The 14,696-nt window shown below is 60.9% G+C and carries 21 protein-coding genes and 1 pseudogene; 5 read left to right on the top strand and 17 right to left on the bottom strand.

Translation table 11 applies throughout. From position 1 onward, the window contains the following. Positions 1 to 31 precede the first annotated feature (31 nt). Entirely contained in the window at positions 32 to 979 is a 948-nt protein-coding gene (locus V1278_RS15650) for a Bug family tripartite tricarboxylate transporter substrate binding protein (RefSeq protein ID WP_442893760.1), read from the bottom strand. Positions 980 to 1,797: 818 nt separating this feature from the next. After that, positions 1,798 to 2,304 (bottom strand): hypothetical protein, encoded by a 507-nt coding sequence (locus V1278_RS15645; protein ID WP_334381416.1) that lies wholly within the window; start codon positions 2,302 to 2,304, stop codon positions 1,798 to 1,800. A gap of 126 nt (positions 2,305 to 2,430) precedes the next feature. On the opposite strand from V1278_RS15645, the gene V1278_RS15640 reads away from it, so the two are divergent. Continuing rightward, positions 2,431 to 2,958 carry a hypothetical protein gene (locus V1278_RS15640; RefSeq protein ID WP_334381415.1) on the top strand — a complete coding sequence of 176 codons (528 nt, stop codon included), beginning with the start codon at positions 2,431 to 2,433 and terminating at the stop codon, positions 2,956 to 2,958. Between the two features lie 772 nt (positions 2,959 to 3,730). Here the strand turns inward: V1278_RS15640 and V1278_RS15635 are convergent. From V1278_RS15635 to V1278_RS15610, 6 genes and pseudogenes are all read right to left on the bottom strand, one after another. Next, positions 3,731 to 4,003, bottom strand: a pseudogene (locus V1278_RS15635) (DNA cytosine methyltransferase); the annotation flags it as partial. A gap of 222 nt (positions 4,004 to 4,225) precedes the next feature. After that, on the bottom strand, positions 4,226 to 4,456 hold the full coding sequence (locus V1278_RS15630) for a hypothetical protein (protein ID WP_334381414.1): 231 nt from the start codon (positions 4,454 to 4,456) through the stop codon (positions 4,226 to 4,228). Next, positions 4,453 to 4,776 carry a hypothetical protein gene (locus tag V1278_RS15625; RefSeq protein WP_334381413.1) on the bottom strand — a complete coding sequence of 108 codons (324 nt, stop codon included), beginning with the start codon at positions 4,774 to 4,776 and terminating at the stop codon, positions 4,453 to 4,455. The genes V1278_RS15630 and V1278_RS15625 overlap by 4 nt, the downstream gene beginning before the upstream one ends. Further along, on the bottom strand, positions 4,776 to 4,973 hold the full coding sequence (locus V1278_RS15620) for a hypothetical protein (protein ID WP_334381412.1): 198 nt from the start codon (positions 4,971 to 4,973) through the stop codon (positions 4,776 to 4,778). Before V1278_RS15620 ends, V1278_RS15625 begins: the two co-directional genes overlap by 1 nt. After that, positions 4,970 to 5,341, bottom strand: a complete 372-nt coding sequence (locus tag V1278_RS15615; protein WP_334381411.1) for a hypothetical protein — start codon at positions 5,339 to 5,341, stop codon at positions 4,970 to 4,972. The genes V1278_RS15620 and V1278_RS15615 overlap by 4 nt, the downstream gene beginning before the upstream one ends. Before the next feature lie 551 nt (positions 5,342 to 5,892). Then, complete coding sequence (locus V1278_RS15610; protein WP_334381410.1) at positions 5,893 to 6,072, bottom strand: hypothetical protein; 180 nt, start codon at positions 6,070 to 6,072, stop codon at positions 5,893 to 5,895. Between the two features lie 24 nt (positions 6,073 to 6,096). Between V1278_RS15610 and V1278_RS15605 the strand changes: the two genes are divergently transcribed. Continuing rightward, positions 6,097 to 6,372 (top strand): hypothetical protein, encoded by a 276-nt coding sequence (locus V1278_RS15605; RefSeq protein ID WP_334381409.1) that lies wholly within the window; start codon positions 6,097 to 6,099, stop codon positions 6,370 to 6,372. A gap of 7 nt (positions 6,373 to 6,379) precedes the next feature. On the opposite strand, the gene V1278_RS15600 is transcribed toward V1278_RS15605, so the two are convergent. The 9 genes from V1278_RS15600 to V1278_RS15560 all read right to left on the bottom strand — a co-directional run bounded on the left by V1278_RS15600 (position 6,380) and on the right by V1278_RS15560 (position 11,080). Further along, positions 6,380 to 6,748 (bottom strand): hypothetical protein, encoded by a 369-nt coding sequence (locus tag V1278_RS15600; RefSeq protein ID WP_334381408.1) that lies wholly within the window; start codon positions 6,746 to 6,748, stop codon positions 6,380 to 6,382. A 380-nt stretch (positions 6,749 to 7,128) separates the two neighbouring features. After that, positions 7,129 to 7,377: a hypothetical protein gene (locus V1278_RS15595; protein WP_334381407.1), complete on the bottom strand. Its 249-nt coding sequence runs from the start codon at positions 7,375 to 7,377 to the stop codon at positions 7,129 to 7,131. Beyond that, a complete protein-coding gene (locus V1278_RS15590; protein ID WP_334381406.1) occupies positions 7,377 to 7,592 on the bottom strand; it encodes a hypothetical protein in 216 nt (71 codons plus the stop codon). Before V1278_RS15590 ends, V1278_RS15595 begins: the two co-directional genes overlap by 1 nt. Before the next feature lie 171 nt (positions 7,593 to 7,763). Beyond that, positions 7,764 to 8,654 carry a metallophosphoesterase gene (locus V1278_RS15585; RefSeq protein WP_334381405.1) on the bottom strand — a complete coding sequence of 297 codons (891 nt, stop codon included), beginning with the start codon at positions 8,652 to 8,654 and terminating at the stop codon, positions 7,764 to 7,766. Then, on the bottom strand, positions 8,651 to 9,214 hold the full coding sequence (locus tag V1278_RS15580) for a metallophosphoesterase (protein WP_334381404.1): 564 nt from the start codon (positions 9,212 to 9,214) through the stop codon (positions 8,651 to 8,653). Before V1278_RS15580 ends, V1278_RS15585 begins: the two co-directional genes overlap by 4 nt. Then, entirely contained in the window at positions 9,211 to 9,687 is a 477-nt protein-coding gene (locus V1278_RS15575; RefSeq protein WP_334381403.1) for a hypothetical protein, read from the bottom strand. The genes V1278_RS15580 and V1278_RS15575 overlap by 4 nt, the downstream gene beginning before the upstream one ends. Further along, complete coding sequence (locus V1278_RS15570; protein ID WP_334381402.1) at positions 9,684 to 10,067, bottom strand: hypothetical protein; 384 nt, start codon at positions 10,065 to 10,067, stop codon at positions 9,684 to 9,686. The genes V1278_RS15575 and V1278_RS15570 overlap by 4 nt, the downstream gene beginning before the upstream one ends. A gap of 22 nt (positions 10,068 to 10,089) precedes the next feature. Continuing rightward, positions 10,090 to 10,614, bottom strand: coding sequence for a hypothetical protein (locus tag V1278_RS15565; protein WP_334381401.1), 525 nt, complete (start codon positions 10,612 to 10,614; stop codon positions 10,090 to 10,092). Between the two features lie 163 nt (positions 10,615 to 10,777). Continuing rightward, entirely contained in the window at positions 10,778 to 11,080 is a 303-nt protein-coding gene (locus V1278_RS15560) for a hypothetical protein (RefSeq protein WP_334381400.1), read from the bottom strand. A gap of 402 nt (positions 11,081 to 11,482) precedes the next feature. Between V1278_RS15560 and V1278_RS15555 the strand changes: the two genes are divergently transcribed. The 3 genes from V1278_RS15555 (at position 11,483) to V1278_RS15545 (ending at position 14,426) form a co-directional block, all read left to right on the top strand. Continuing rightward, positions 11,483 to 11,854 (top strand): hypothetical protein, encoded by a 372-nt coding sequence (locus V1278_RS15555; protein ID WP_334381399.1) that lies wholly within the window; start codon positions 11,483 to 11,485, stop codon positions 11,852 to 11,854. Beyond that, positions 11,851 to 12,384 carry a hypothetical protein gene (locus V1278_RS15550; RefSeq protein ID WP_334381398.1) on the top strand — a complete coding sequence of 178 codons (534 nt, stop codon included), beginning with the start codon at positions 11,851 to 11,853 and terminating at the stop codon, positions 12,382 to 12,384. The genes V1278_RS15555 and V1278_RS15550 overlap by 4 nt, the downstream gene beginning before the upstream one ends. A 608-nt stretch (positions 12,385 to 12,992) precedes the next feature. After that, positions 12,993 to 14,426, top strand: a complete 1,434-nt coding sequence (locus V1278_RS15545) for an ATP-binding protein (protein WP_334381397.1) — start codon at positions 12,993 to 12,995, stop codon at positions 14,424 to 14,426. The last annotated feature ends 270 nt before the right edge of the window (positions 14,427 to 14,696 follow it).

The following is a 14,696-nucleotide window of genomic DNA, read 5'->3' as shown; positions in this document are numbered from 1 at the left end:
AAGAAACTGCGTCAAAAAACAACAAAGCGGGTTACTTCGCGACGAAGCCCGCTTCCTTCATCAGCGAGGCATTCAGCTTGTCGTCCTCTTCGAGGAATTTCAGCATGTCCTTGCCGGTGAGGAAGATCGGCTTGAGCGCCTGCTTCTCCATGTAGTCCTTGTATTCCGGCGTCTGCGTCACCTTCTGGAAAAGGTCGACATAGAACGCCTGCTGCTCCGGCGTCACCTTGCCGGGCAGGAACATCGCGCGCAGCATCAGGTACTGCACGTCGAGCCCTTCCTCCTTGCAGGTCGGGACGTCGTTCCAGGATTGCGTCTCCGTGACCTTGGTTTTGTAGGAAATGCGCTCCTTGTCGAACACGCACAGCGCGCGGACCTGTCCGGCGCGCCAGACTTCGAGGTTTTCAGACGGGTTATTGACATTGGCTTCGGTGTGCTTGCCGACAAGCTGCGTCGCCGCCTCGCCGCCGGACTTGTAGGGCAGATAGGAGAACTTCGCGCCGGTCTTCTGCTCCATGAAAACCGTCAACACATGGTCCTCGCGCTTGGAGCCGGTGCCGCCCATCTTGAACGGCGAGCTCGCCGCCTTGGCGGCGGCGATGAAATCCTTCACCGTCTTCGGACCCTCGGCATTGTCCCACAGCACGAACTGGTCGAGCGCGACCACCGACACCGGCGTCAGGTCACGCCAGTTGAACGGAATCTTGGCCGACAGCGGCAGCATGTAGATCAGGGAATAGGCGACCAGCACCTTGTTGGGATCGCCGTCGCTGGATTTCATGTACATCAGCGCCTCGGCGCCGGACGCCCCGCCCTTGAGCGACACAACCATCGGCTGCTTCATCAGGTTGTTCTTTTGGATCGCCGCCTGCATCATCCGCGCCATCTGGTCGGAGGCGCCGCCGGCGCCGGCCGCGACCACGATTTCAATCGGTTTGGTCGGCTCCCAGGCGGCAAAGGCAGGTGCACCGGCGGTCATGGCCGCCAACACGGCCGCGGCTTTCAGGATATGTCCCACGTGCTTCTTCCCTATGTACTTGTTGTATTTTGACAAATTGGAGCTTCCCGCCGCTGCATTGTGCGGGGTAATGCGGGCGAGTTCAAGCCGGACCACGGCCATACCGCTTATGACTTTCGCATGAGATTGCAGGTTCTGGCTGCAATCTGCCGGCTTTCTACATTCGTAGAAAAGTGCGGGCTGCTATCACCCATTGCCTCATGCGATCAGGAGATTGTTCGGCCGGAGGTGCACGAGATGGAGATACGGCACCTGATGACGATTTCGAAGCCCGCGTTCTGATCGGAGTTCATCTTTCGTTGCACCGCCGCAACGCTTATCAGCAACGACCTCTGCGAAGCACAGATATCGTCTAGTTTCTGCTGTCAGCGCTAGAGCGCGTCCAACTAGTCGATGCGCTCGCAACTGTTCGCTGTGCGAGGGGAGCGGCCCCGCCCCTGCGTGAGCCGGAACTCGCGGGCAACAAGGGGAAGATCCTCGCTCTCCCGTGACACAGAAGAAAGACAGGCCTTCAAGGAGGGGTGATCTCAGGCAGACGACTTTTTATTGCCGTAGATGCATCGATCTTGGACCGGCACACAGGTTCACACCGCACGCGACTGTCGGAGTCATGGTCGATGCCTCGCTAAACGGAAAACAGGCGCTGCAGTCGCCCGCCAATCCGGAACTTTGTCTTGATATGTTTTCGTCGTCGATCTTCTCGCCCATACTTTCTTCTCTGCGATAACGTTACGGCACTTAGTGGAATTAAATCTAGCCGCGCTTCATCAGACATGGACTTAAAATTTGACTCCGAACTTGGCGAACCGGGCTTCGATCGAGTTATGAACGTTGGACTGATTTTCCATGATCTTGAAGGGTAGTTGATCGCCCCACAATCTCATCTGCGCGGGCGTCAACGGGACTTCATCGTCGGAAAGCGAAATAATCGGAATGTAAGACCTGAGAGCATCTTTCGCGAACTCCTCGATCAGAGGATTTCGTGCGTCGAAGAGGTGATCAAGATGCGGTATGACCAGAGACTTTGGCCTGCCTAGGCGCAAGAATCTTTGGAATACCGTCCGCTCACTTTCATCGGTCTCAAACAAGATATCATCGAATGCATGATCACGATCGAAGTTCTTCGGGGTGAGCACCAACTGATCGTTTAGAAGCGTGCGCGGCACGTCACGCATAAATTGAAAGAACTCACGTATCTTAGTGATGTTCCCGGTATTGTACTTCCCGCCAGGATCCATTCGAGTACCGCGCGTTCCGCTCGGCCTGACATATCCAACAAACGGCAAGTGTATTCCCATCGTCCTTTGTGTCCTCGTCCAGGCCAGTTCAAGAGACGCTGCATCAAAACCTTACCGACCACTTGCCTATGTTTTCGGGGCAAAGTCCGTAGAAGGGCGACGCAGCAATTCGCTGTGATCGATCGGGTAGCTGAGCTACCTCAAGAAAGGGTTTCAGTAATGAGTACGTTGGACCACTTCCTGCAGAAGAAGCACGTCAATCATGAACAGGCGCTTAATGCTGTGGCAAACCGCTTCGCGGTCCTGATCGTCGAAGCGGATTTGGCGGCGATCCGTCTCGACCATTTCCGCACGCTCTGCCAGCTCTTGGACGGTTCCGACACGCTCGCCTACGTCAGCGGCAAGGCTCTTTTCGCGTCAGCCATCCAGAATGCTTTGAACGAGCAGCACGATTTTCGGGAGGAAATCGTCGGCGTCAAGTTCGCCAACGATACTCCCGAGAACCGCGCCGCCTTCATGGCGAAGCTGGATGTCGAGCGTGAGCACCTGGAAGAGCTGATTACCCTTGTCCGCATGTTCTCGGAAACGCAGGCCTTGGCTCTCCTCGAACGTGTCGAGGAAGTTCTGTCCACCTCGGACGAGCTCCTCGAGCACAAGTGCAACACCGTGTTCAAGAAGATGCAGACGCGTTCGCAGCTCTAGCCTGCCACGTTAATGTATGGCCGTCGTGAGACATGACGGTCATACATTCTGCTTCCAGCGAAAATCGAGTGATTGCTGAGACGAATTGCAATTCTCGACGAAAGCAATGGTCGAATGGCAATACGGAAATGGCCATCGATCGACATTGGTTACGGAGCAACAAGCAAGACGCGAAGGGATTCTTGCTGAGTAAGGCGGAGTTTTCTTGCATGAGCTGGGTCACTACGTGGCGGCGAACGAATCCGGACTGGCCCCCGGTCACATCGTGCTCGAGCGTCGGATTGCAGGACGACGAGCGGCCGGTTCGTGATCGCAACGAGCACCTGCGGGAGCTCGGCATTGATCAGTGCGCGTTCATCTCCGCAGCGGGAGCGCTGGCCGAACTTCACTTCTGCGATCTGACCAATCAGCCCGCCTCCACCCAACCTCGCGGCTTTCTATTCGCTGTTGACGTGGAAATATCCCGAGCTCACCGCGGCCGGCGTGATAGGTCTTTGGCAGGATCGGTACTCCGCCCGCTTCACCGAAATCGAGAGCGCCGTTGAAGTCAACTTTGCGAGCGCGGCGACTTCCTCCTAGATGGCGTGCGCGTAGTACCAACCTATGTGCTCTCCCCCCTTCTGCGAAACAGGCACGAGCAGGATATGGAGATCGTACGGACTGCTTCTTTGTCCGTGAGGAGAAGGTGCGTCAGGAGTTCTTGAATACTGCCAGCCCGCAGTAACTCCCTGGAACATTGACGCAATTCGGCGCGCATTGTCTTCGCCACTGGCTATTCGGCGATTGTGGAGACGAACAACGAGGGGTGCGTCTCGCCGGTGAGCGACAAGTCCTCGCAAGGAAACGACGCCCAGGCCAAGTCCAGCTTTCCGGGAAGGTCGCCGGTCGTCAGGGTCTTCACGTCGGCCGTTTTCAGGGCCTTAGGCGAGCTCTCAGGCTCCCAGTTCGTACGGTAGGCCGCGCCCTTCTTGTGGTCGAAACCTTTGGCGAAACGGCAGGTCCAGCTCTCGCCCAAGCCCGCGCGGACCATGCCGCCACCGGCGAAAAATTCAAGAACTCAAGCATCGGTTGACTCCGCCCATCGAGTGCGGCCTGGCTTTCCGCCTATAACTTCTGCATAGTGATCCAAAGTCGAAGCGATTCTCTACGATCGCCATGACGCTGACGCCACCTCCGGAAGCCGAAGGCGATGTGGGTGGATCCCAAGCTGGTCGTGAACGTCGAGTACGCGACATCACGTCGGAGGGGTATCTGCGGCACTCGTCGTTCAAGGGGCTGGCGAAGAAATGAGCCTGTACCTGTCCGGAGTCGCCTCCGCGTAATCGCCCGGCTTGCACCAGGGGTTCTCGCCGTCTGGTGCCCTGATGCATTCCACATAGACGAGGTCGGCGACCTCCGTCTCCGTGGCGTTCGATCCGAAGACGCACCACCGGTCGGTACCCAACCGGGTGACGATCGAGCCTATCGGGTGCTGGAAATCGTCGTAGTAGCAGCTCACGTTTCGCCGCTCTTCGCCATCTCGACGGTCTGCAAGCTGTACACAGCGACGTCGACCGGCAACTTGACCGCCGCCGCGTGCTTGGTCCCTCGCTTAATCAGCCCAACGATGACGCCGCCGACCATGGTCTCGGCGATGCGAGCGTCATTGATGCCGGCGACGATCTCGTCGCGCAAGCCGCCAATGTCTCCGACGAAGATCACCGTGTCGCCGCCAAGCTCCGCCGCGGTGTCGGCCGCGATGTACGGGATCGCAAGCCGCGGGATCCTGATTACGATGTCGCCGTTCTCGACCGTGGCGATGACCTTGCCATCCGCCATCACGCCCTCCTGCTCTTGAACCTGCCGTCCGGCCCCCGCGTCGTCGGCGGCCTGCGCGACAGCAGCTTCAGCGTGCCGGCGTCGACGGTGATCTCCGGATGCCGCAGCATGACGGCGAGCGCGTCGGTGAGGTGGCGCTGTAGGTCGGCCTCCGGATCAGCGAATGCATCCTTCAGCGTGGTCGCCACAGAATTCATGATCTTGGCCTGGGCCTCTTCGGTGACCCTGCCGCGGACCTTTGACGACTGCGCTGCCGGTGGTCGGCAGCGGCCTGCCCCCCGGCGGGAAGGTAGAGACCAACCTCGCGGATGACAGCGGCGGCGTTGTCTTCATACTCCTGCAGCCGCGCCACCCGCCGCTTCCGCCGCCAGTCTGCGATCATCCAGACGCCGAGGATCATCAGGATCGACGCCAGGTAGAGGCCGATCGTGGCGGTGATCTCGTTCTGCGGGAACAGGTGCCGGTTCGGCGCGACGTGGATCATACCGAACGCAGCGACGGCGACGAAGAGGGCGCCGGCGAAGGCGACCCAGAGGCGCTCGGGGATGGTGAAGGTGGTGGTCATCTGATGCTCCTTATTGCCTTCACGGCGTCATTGATTCCGTTGTCGTGGTTGGCAGCGTCCTCCCGCGTGCATCGGTCATCGCGATGCCATTCTTTCGGATTCTTTCCACCCCACGATGATGGAGCACCGAACCGGCCTTCCCGACACGACTGATCGCCGCGGTGTCTATAGCTACCGCCAGCGCGACTAGGTCGACGTAACCGTCCACCAAGAACTCCGTCGGCTTGTCGGTCGCCTCTCCGTTGGCACCGCGGCGAAGGTAGACCCTCCCTTCTCGTCCTGGCGCTTCAGTTCTTCAATGATAGCTTCAAGTGTGGTCATCCCGCCCTCCTCGGCTGCAACCATTCCTTGACGTGCGGCACCAGGTCGGCGGAACTCCGTCCTTCGAGCGCTGGCGAGCAGAGTGTCAGATAGTGCGCAGTGAGGTTTCCGCGGTATGTGCGCTCGGCCTCTTCGCCGATGACGAACTCCCCGCCGAGCCCGCCCTCCGGCATCTTCGTTTGCCTGTCTTGAGGTCGAGACAGCCCTTCACCTTGAAAAATCGGGTTCGCTCACGCCGCTATCTCCTCTGTCCCGGCCGCCATCGCGGCCACCAGGAGGCCCCATGCCTCCAACTGTGCGACCGACTCGTCCAGGCCGCACGCCACCGCGCAGATCGCGCCAGCGGCGACCAGGCGGGCCATCATGGTCTTCTGCTCCTTCGACACCCGCCCGCCCTTGGCCTTCTTCATCTCGAGGAAGTAGGCCTACCTGGCGTGGATCACGAAGATGTCCGGCACGCCGGGCGTGACGCCTTCCTCGCGCATCTCCTTCGCGACCTTCGGGTGCCGGTGGCCGCCGTTGCCGATCGCGAACGCCACCGCGCCGGCGACCAGGCGAACGCGGATGTGCTCGTTGAAAAGCTGAACTTGGGCATCGTGCTCTTCGGCTTCGCCCTCTCCTTCGCTGGCATCCCGAGCAGGCGCGCGAGCTTCGGCGTCATCGCTTTCCAGCGGACGGCCTTCCTGCGCGAAGGGGTGCGGGCGAAGTAGGAGGGCATCAGGCAATGCCAGCGGGCGGTTCGACCTTGCAGAAGAACTGGAGCCCTTTTGCAACCGCGTCAGAAAGATCGTCGGCCTCGGCGGTACCATGCCATTCTACCCAGCGGCTATCGCCCCACTCCCTGACGTAGACGACCTGAGGCCCATCAGCGGCGCCACGGTACCGAGTCCACCAGAGTCCTTCGGTGATGCCGGCGAGATATGCCGGGCACTCAGCCATATTCTCAGCCATATTCTCTATGATGAAGCTGCCGATGTGTCCTGTCGTAACGGCATTGGACAGGTTGTCCTTGATGCCGATCGAGCACAGGAACTCCTGCGACTGTCGCTTGGCGTTGGCGACCTGATCGATAAAGTCGTCTGTCAATTCAGCCTCCCCTTGTCGCCTTCACACTCCTCGTATGGCGCCACGATCCGGTCGGCGACCGACAGGAACTACATCACCGACTGCAGAGTCGGGAGCGAGAAGATGTCGCCTCCGGAAAGTTCGCCGGCGACAATCCGCGGCAGCAGCCGGTCGACGAGGCGCTGACCGATCTCGTCGGGACTCAGCCAGTGAGCGTGACGACACCCTCGATCGCCGGCACAATGGATCCAGGCACTTCGAACAAAACGTTGATCTTCAATTCAGCCTCCCTTTTCCGGACGCACACGCGCGTCTCGGTCTCGGTAGCTCATGGTCGCACCATAGTCGGCTCGATCGCCGCTGCCCGTTCCAGCACCTCGACGACATCAGGAATGGCGTCTTCATCGAGCGACATCACGCACATCGATGCGATGTCCTGTCGGTCGTTCAGCCAGAACAGGATCTTGCCCGCCGTCGCGTAACTGCGCGGTGGCGTATCCCTCGGACCGCAGTAGCCCGAACAGCTGATGCAGGAGCGACTTCATGCGCTCGATGGCGGGGTTTGCTATCTCAGCCACAGCAGCCACCGCCGGCATCGTTGCGACGAGTGCGGTAGCGCCGGCACCGGCGATGAGTTGACGACGGTCCATCAATTCAGCCTCCGCTTTCTCTCCGCCTCATCGACCAACCACGCCTTGAACAAGGCATCGTGCGGGTGTAGGTAAATGTCGACGTTCGGCGTCGACAGCGCGCGGGAGATGACCAGCAGGTTCGACAGCGGGCCCATCGCGATGACCTCGCCGTCCTGCACGATCATGACGCGGCCTGGAAATTGGTTGGGCGCGGCGTGGATACGTTGGGTCACGATGTCGTCTCCAGTGGCGGGTGCAGTTTGTTGTGGTGGTCGATGCGTCGCGCTGCTCGGCTTCCGTCAGATCGCGCCAGCGAACGATGAAGTCGCCGACGCGCGGGCGGCAGACCATCCAGAGCGATTCGGCGCCGTCGTCGACGTCGGTGGTGCCGGCGGGATCTCCCATCACCTCCTCATTCCGAGCGAGAGCTTCGGCTCCAACTCGATCACCAGCGCCGGGTCGAAATCCGGATTCTCACGGCGGCCGCCGAGCTCCGGATATCCCCTCGGGTTCGAGACGATCCTGGCGTTGCAGACGGTGTAGTCGCGGTTGCCGTGGATGTGACCGTGCAGCCAAAGAGAAGGTGCCGCGTCGCCAGTCATCAGGCGCTCGAGGTCAACCGCGTAGCACCAGTCCATTTCGCGGATGCGCTCCGGATGCGCAGGATCGTAGCCGAGCAGCGAGCGGCGCGACGGGGCCATGTGCGTGACGACGACCGCGTCCTGATCGGCGGGACGGTCCGCCAGCGCGCTCTCGATGAATCTGACCGACGCCTTGTGGGCGTCGACGGTCTGCCCCGGCGTCAGCCTGTCGCGCGAGCGGCCGGCGCCGGTTTTGATGCACCTGTAGTCGTTCATCGTGCGTCCGGCGGCGCGCACCGCTTCGGCGTGCGACATGTAGGGCGGGCGCACGGACATGTCGGTCCACATCGTGCTGCCGATGAAAAGCACGCCCTCGATCTCAACAGCGGAGTCGTCGAGCAGGATGATGTCCAGTTCGCGCGCGACCTCCGGCATCAGCCTGCGCTGGGCGTCCCAAGTGGTTTTCATTTCGGGGTGACGACGCAGGATCTTGGGATTGCCCTCGCTGTAATAGTCGTGGTTGCCGGCCACATAGATCAAAGGCCGGCTCCGGTCCGAATACAGATCGCGCACGCGGCGCAGCGCGACCGTCCCCGGCGCGGCCGCGTCGCCGGCAACAACCGTCACGTCGGCGTCGACGGCCGGCATGCTCGCGAGCGCGTTGCCGGCGATGTCGAGATGCAAATCGCTAACCAGGTTTATGCGCAGCGTCACGGCGTCACTCCTCCGTTCGGATCCGGGTCGCCCTCAAGATCCGACAGCGGCGGCAGCTTCGCGAGGTGCGCCTTGATCTGATTGAGCCGCAGCGGCGCCCAGCCGAGGACGTCGACGCCGATGTCGGCGCTCCGCTGGGTGCCAGCGAGACGCCCGTGGCTGTGGCCGAACAGGTGGAGGGTCGAACCCTTCCGCATCGACGGCCAGACGCGCATCGCGTAGTGACAGAGAACGAGTCGTGTCGATTCCACCGAGCACAGCAGGATATCCTTAGGCGGCGTAGCCCACGGCAGCGCCAGCGTGTTCGGGCCGTCGTGATTGCCGATCACAAGGTGCTTCCGCCCCTGCAGGCTGTCGAACAGCGCGCGCAATTCCTTCGCGTCGCCGGCGCGGTGGGCGAAGTCGCCGAGCACGATGACGTCGTCATTGTCGCCGACGACCGCGTTCCAGGACATCTTCAGGACGTTGTTCATCTCGCGCACGTCGGCGAACGGGCGCTGGCACAGCCTGATGATGCCGGCATGGAAGAAGTGCGGGTCCGCGATCAGGAACGTGCTCACGCTGCCAGCCTTTCCGGTTCGACGACGCGCAGCTTCGGAGTCGTCGTTCCGATCACGCCTGCGCGCGCCCTTACCTGTCTCGTGGTGCGCGCAACAAGCAGGCCTGCAGTGAGATCCGGACCGAACGTCCGGTAATGGAGGCGAATCTTGCCGTCCTCCTCTGCGGTCCAGGTGCGATACGCGACGCCGAGATTCCACGCGCGACGGCACACCTGATCCGGGGTCCTCCCGGTCAGCAGCAGTCGCGCCGTGCGCTTCGAACCGAGCAGCGGAAAATTCGCGCGGATGATCGCATCCTCCTCGGCCGTCCAGCGGCGTCTCGCCTTTGCGCGGGCGGACTGGACGCCGTGCCGGTGAGCAATGACCTTGATTGTCCCGATCGAGCGATGCGGCAGCAGAGCCTGCACCGCGCGGCAGCCGACGGGATAGAGCCGATGCAAGATCTCGTATTCGTCGTCCGACCACTTCGTCATCGCTGATACGCCTGCACCACTCGATAGTTCAGACCGTTCTCCGTCATCTGAGCCTCCGGCGGAGAAAAGCCGAATCCTTGCAATCCGAAGGATTCATTGGATCGATAATTAACACATGTTCCCGTATAGTACAAGCGCGGTACATATTGTGTCCTACGAACCAGAAGGAAGAGCAGATCATGGCAGGAGGCAGCCACACGAACTTTGAGAGCACCGCATTCAGCGTCGGCGCCGTTGCCGGAGCCGCAACGATCGCTGGCGCGCTCGGAGCCGGGCTCGCCGACTTGCGCGCGCAGCGCGCGGCGGCGAACGCCGGCTGGCGCGAGCACCAGTTGCGCGCCGCGCTCGAGTTGTCGGAACTGCTCCGGCGTCGCGAACATCGCGTCAACCGCGCGCAGCGCATCACGATCGCGCGATTCGAGCGCGAGCGCGCGATCGCACGGGCCAACCGGCATCTGTCGCGTAGCTGAGAAACCCCGGGGAGCCCTCGTCGAACGCCAGCGAGGGCTCCGCCGGCCACATCTGCAGGCGCGGCAGGCGCTGCACGGGCCGCACGCCAGGCAGCGGGAACATCTGCTGCAAATGGGCAGAAACGGCCTTTTCATCGGCCCTAATGAGCGCGAGGCACTCGTCGCGCGTCAGACCCGGCAGCCACTCTCTCAGATCGATCGGAATGTCGCGCGCCGCCAACGGCACCGGCCGGCCGGCCACGACTGAGTCCGCCGCCCAGGTCATGATGCGGTTGGCGACCTCGGCGTAGATCGCCTGGCGATCGAAGCTGTCGGTCGCCTCCCCGTTGTCGTACGGGCGCACCTCCGGAATCTCCTGTGGAGAACCGCTATCGCCGACCAGCACACGGTCGATGAGGCGCAGCGGCGCCACTGCCATTCTGCCGACGACGCGCCCGAACGCGCGCAGCGCAGACACTATTGATCCCACGATAGCTCTTAGCATAGCGGCTCTCCCTGCTGTTCCGAGGAAAACTCCGTCGAAAAGCTGCAAGAGGCAAACAGCAAAAATTTTGCAAGGATTCACGGTCAAGGATTCACTGCCTCTTGACTTTGGCACAACCTCTGTCTCAGATGTAGCCCTAGCGGTAGATATTGTCGCCTTCTAATCTCAAGGACTCGAAGTGCCGAAGAACACAGAGATCCCTGCCACCCAAGGCGGCCGCATCCGCTGGGTCGGCGAACTCCTCTACCCTCTCGTCGGATGGCGCATAAACATCGCCTGCGACCTCGGGATAGGCCGGTCGACGCTCTACAGATATTTGGCGCGAAAGCGCCCTGCGCCCGGCATCGATGACCGCCTGATGCTGCTGATGGCGCGCGAACGCCATCGCCGCCCACAGCCGCGGCCGAGAGATCGCCAAAGCCGAGGAGATGTTCGCCATGAGATGGGCCACACCGCACCAACCTCACGCGCCAAAGACTGACGACCACAATGACCTTTATGCCTTCGACTTCGGGCTTCGCGCGCGCCACGAAATTATCCGACGCAGATCCCTGCGGCCCGATGGACAGGAATGGCGATCACTGGACCGAGGACCAGATACTCATTCTCGCCTGCTTCGTTCGCGACGAGGGACTCTCCAATTCGGCCGTTGCCCTGCGCATGGGCCGTACCGAGGGGTCGATCATCACCGCTGTCTCGCGCTACTGCGTCCGCGATCCGAGGGCGAAGCTGCGGCCATGCCTCGGAGATGCGTGCCACGGGAAGAGATGTTCTTTAGCCTGAATAGGGGCAATCGCATCTGCGCGAAGTGTTCGCGGCAGAACTATTTGGAGTGCTGGTGATGGCGGCACGCTGGCCCAACTATCCGCACTGGGAACGGCTCGTCTCGACGTTCCAGCGGACCGATGGATCCGCATGGCGCACCGCGGGGGCCGCCCTGCTCGGCTGCGAGAAGAGTACGCTCCGTGCGCTCGTCGATCGCAATATGCACCCGGACGACGTCCGAAAGCTCGACGCGCTGTTGGTCGATCATCTGCACCGCTACGCCGAGGATCTGCGGCGCCGTGCGGACGACGCCTGCTACTCCGCCAACGCAGTCGGGCGCGCAGCCAACGAGGTCAGCTCATTCGACATCGATGCATGGATGCGCGAGTGCGAGCCGCTGGACGAGTTTGCTCACAATGCCATAGCCGAACTGTTGGAGGACGCATGATGTCGCGCATTGGAGGTTTCCCCAGGTTCAAGCGGCCGGATCACAAGCCGGCGCCCGTGGTGCCGGTCGCGGCGGCGCCGACTGCCGTCGAGCAGCGGGACGAGCAGCAGGCGAAGCCGAGCACAAGATTTCCGCGGCTGCCGACGTGGCCCGCGACGTCGCCTAGGCCGCCTGGGATCTGGGTGCCCATTCCAGCCGAGCCAGCGGCTCTGATGCCGGTGGCTGAGCCGGAATTCGACGAGGAAGGCAGGCGCATCATCACGACGCCGCTGGCACCGCCGCCGCGGCGTTCAGGGGTAATGTGGCAGCCGACGCCCGCCATCGATCGGACCCCGGCGCCGGCCGCGCCGCCGACGCGACTGCCAGGGGCGGGGCTGATGGCGCCACCGCCACCGTTATCACCACCGCTGCCGCGCCTGTCGATGAACGACGCCGGGAAATTTCCTCTTCGGCCTATCACCAAGCCGCAGCAGCCGGTGCCCGCCAGCACACAAAAGCCGACGCTCACGGCCGACGACATCCCGTTTTAGATCGTCGTTCCTTGGAAATTCCGACTAACAAGCGGAATTCGTAGCAAAAACAGAGGGATGGCTGCTCTGGAGGAATCAATTTTCCAGCTGCCATTCCTCCCCAGGACGTGATTTCGCGGATTCGTCAACTAGGGAGGCGAATCCGCAGGTAAATCAGTTACTTGCAGCCGAACTCGGCAAATAAAATTGCAACTCCTGTCACGCCTCTTCAGCTCCCATATTTCGGCTCCCAAAAACTTCGAACTGGGGGTTGAAGGATGGAATGGGGCGACATTGCTCCTTTGAGCACGAAGACCATTCGGCTGTTGGAAGGTGATCTCTGCGTTCTTGCCATCAACAAGTACGGCCTGCAGGTCGACGACGCCAACTGTATTGCACCATGGTCCTGCGCCCGACGAACATCGCGCTCAGGACTATGCAGGCGCGGATGGATGCGATCTGTCAGCTGTATAATTGGGCGGGACCCGCTGGCGTTGATCTGAAGGCTCGGATCGAGAGCGGAAATTTCGGCCATCCGGATTTTTGTGTGGAATTCCTAGGTTTAGACTCGTCGCCTTGACTATATAATCAGGATTATTATAATCCATATTATATTGATGGAGCGGTCTATGTTTGTCGGTCGCGAACAAGAATTGGTGGATTTGGACCGGGAATTTCGTACCTCACGGGCCTCGCTGTGCATCGTCTATGGCCGCCGCCGAGTCGGCAAATCGACGCTCCTACAGCACGCCGCAGAACACCACGGCAAGTTCGTCTATTTCCAAGCGACGAAGGTTGATGAATCCCTAAATCTCTCAGCCTTCAAGTCGGAAATCGCAAGAACCATCGGGGCCGACCCCCTGCTCGACGGCATCGGCGACTGGGCAAGCGTGTTGCACTATCTCGCACGCGCTGCCGAGACTCACCGCGGGCTTGTCGTCATCATCGATGAATTTCCATATCTGTTGGATGGCAGGGATTCGCTTACCTCGGTCATCCAGAAGTTTTGGGACAGCAAGGCAGCGGAACGGGGCAACCTGAAGGTCGTGCTGTGCGGTTCATTGATCGCGCACATGGAGAGCCTGCTTTCGGAGCGCAATCCTCTCTACGGAAGGCGGACGTTTTCACTCTCATTGGAGCCGATGAGCCTGCGGGAAGCCGCCGAATTCCTCCCCGACTACTCTGCGGCCGAGCAGATCGCGGCGTACGCGACGTTCGGCGGCATCCCACACTACCTGCAGATGTGCGACCCTCACGCCCCTCTTCGGGAGAACATCGAGCGGCTGCTGTTGGCGAAGACTGGCGCCTTGTTCGAAGAGCCCGAGTTCCTGCTGCAATCGGAACTCAAGGAACCTCGCCGGTATGCGTCGATCGTAGCCGCTATCGCCCGCGGCGGAACGAAGCTTGGCCAAATCGTCAATCGCGTGCCCGGCATGAAGGACACGGCGCAGATAACACCCTATCTCGAACCTCTGATCCGGATGAGGATCGTCGAGCGGATACGCTCGCTCGACGCCGATGAAAATTCACGGGACAATAGGTACTATGTAAGCGATCCGCTGTTCCGGTTCTATTACAGGTTCATTCTGCCGAACGCGTCCCCGATCTCTCTCGGATTCGGAGGAGAAGTCTACGAACGACAGATCCAACCTCATCTCGCGGACTACATGGGCTGGGCATTCGAGCAGGTTTGTCGCGACCACATCCGTTTGCACGCGCAGGAGCGTTTCGGCGCGCCGGCGTCGGAGATAGGCAAGATCTGGGGACCCGACTTCGACATCGATATCGCCGGCAGCCTCCTGGATCAGTCGAGACTCTTCGGCGAATGCAAGTGGGAGAACGCCCTTATAGGCGAATCGATACATCGGGATCTGCTCGAAAATATATCCAAATCGAAGTTCGCCACGGAAGGAAGGACGCAAAACACCGTATATTTCTCCCGCAAGGGCTTCACCGATGGCCTCCGCAAATTGGCGGCCACGGATGCGAGCGTTCAGTTGATCGGCACAGATGAGCTTGTCAAAGCGCCCGCATATGGATGGAATGGTCCTTCGGGCCCTTGAGCCGTCATAATAACCCGGCCCGGATCTTTGCCGGCTATATAAAATGTCGAGCGGCGTTTTGCTGACTGGCGAGCCTCCAAACGTTCGCACGCCCATGGCGTCATTCCACACGATAATCCGGATAGCCGAAATTTCTTCGAAAGAGATGAAGTCGTCGCTTTGCGCACAGACTTGCGGAAGGCAAGCTGGGCTTCATTGGAAAGGCCCTCGCGCAAGACATTCTTCCTGATCGTGATCTCGCCGACCACGTTCTCTTTGAAACCGTCCAGC

The sequence above is a fragment of the Bradyrhizobium sp. AZCC 1577 genome, from assembly GCF_036924575.1.
In the GTDB taxonomy this organism is placed as follows: Bacteria; Pseudomonadota; Alphaproteobacteria; order Rhizobiales; family Xanthobacteraceae; genus Bradyrhizobium.
This window is presented reverse-complemented; position numbering and strand designations above follow the sequence as displayed.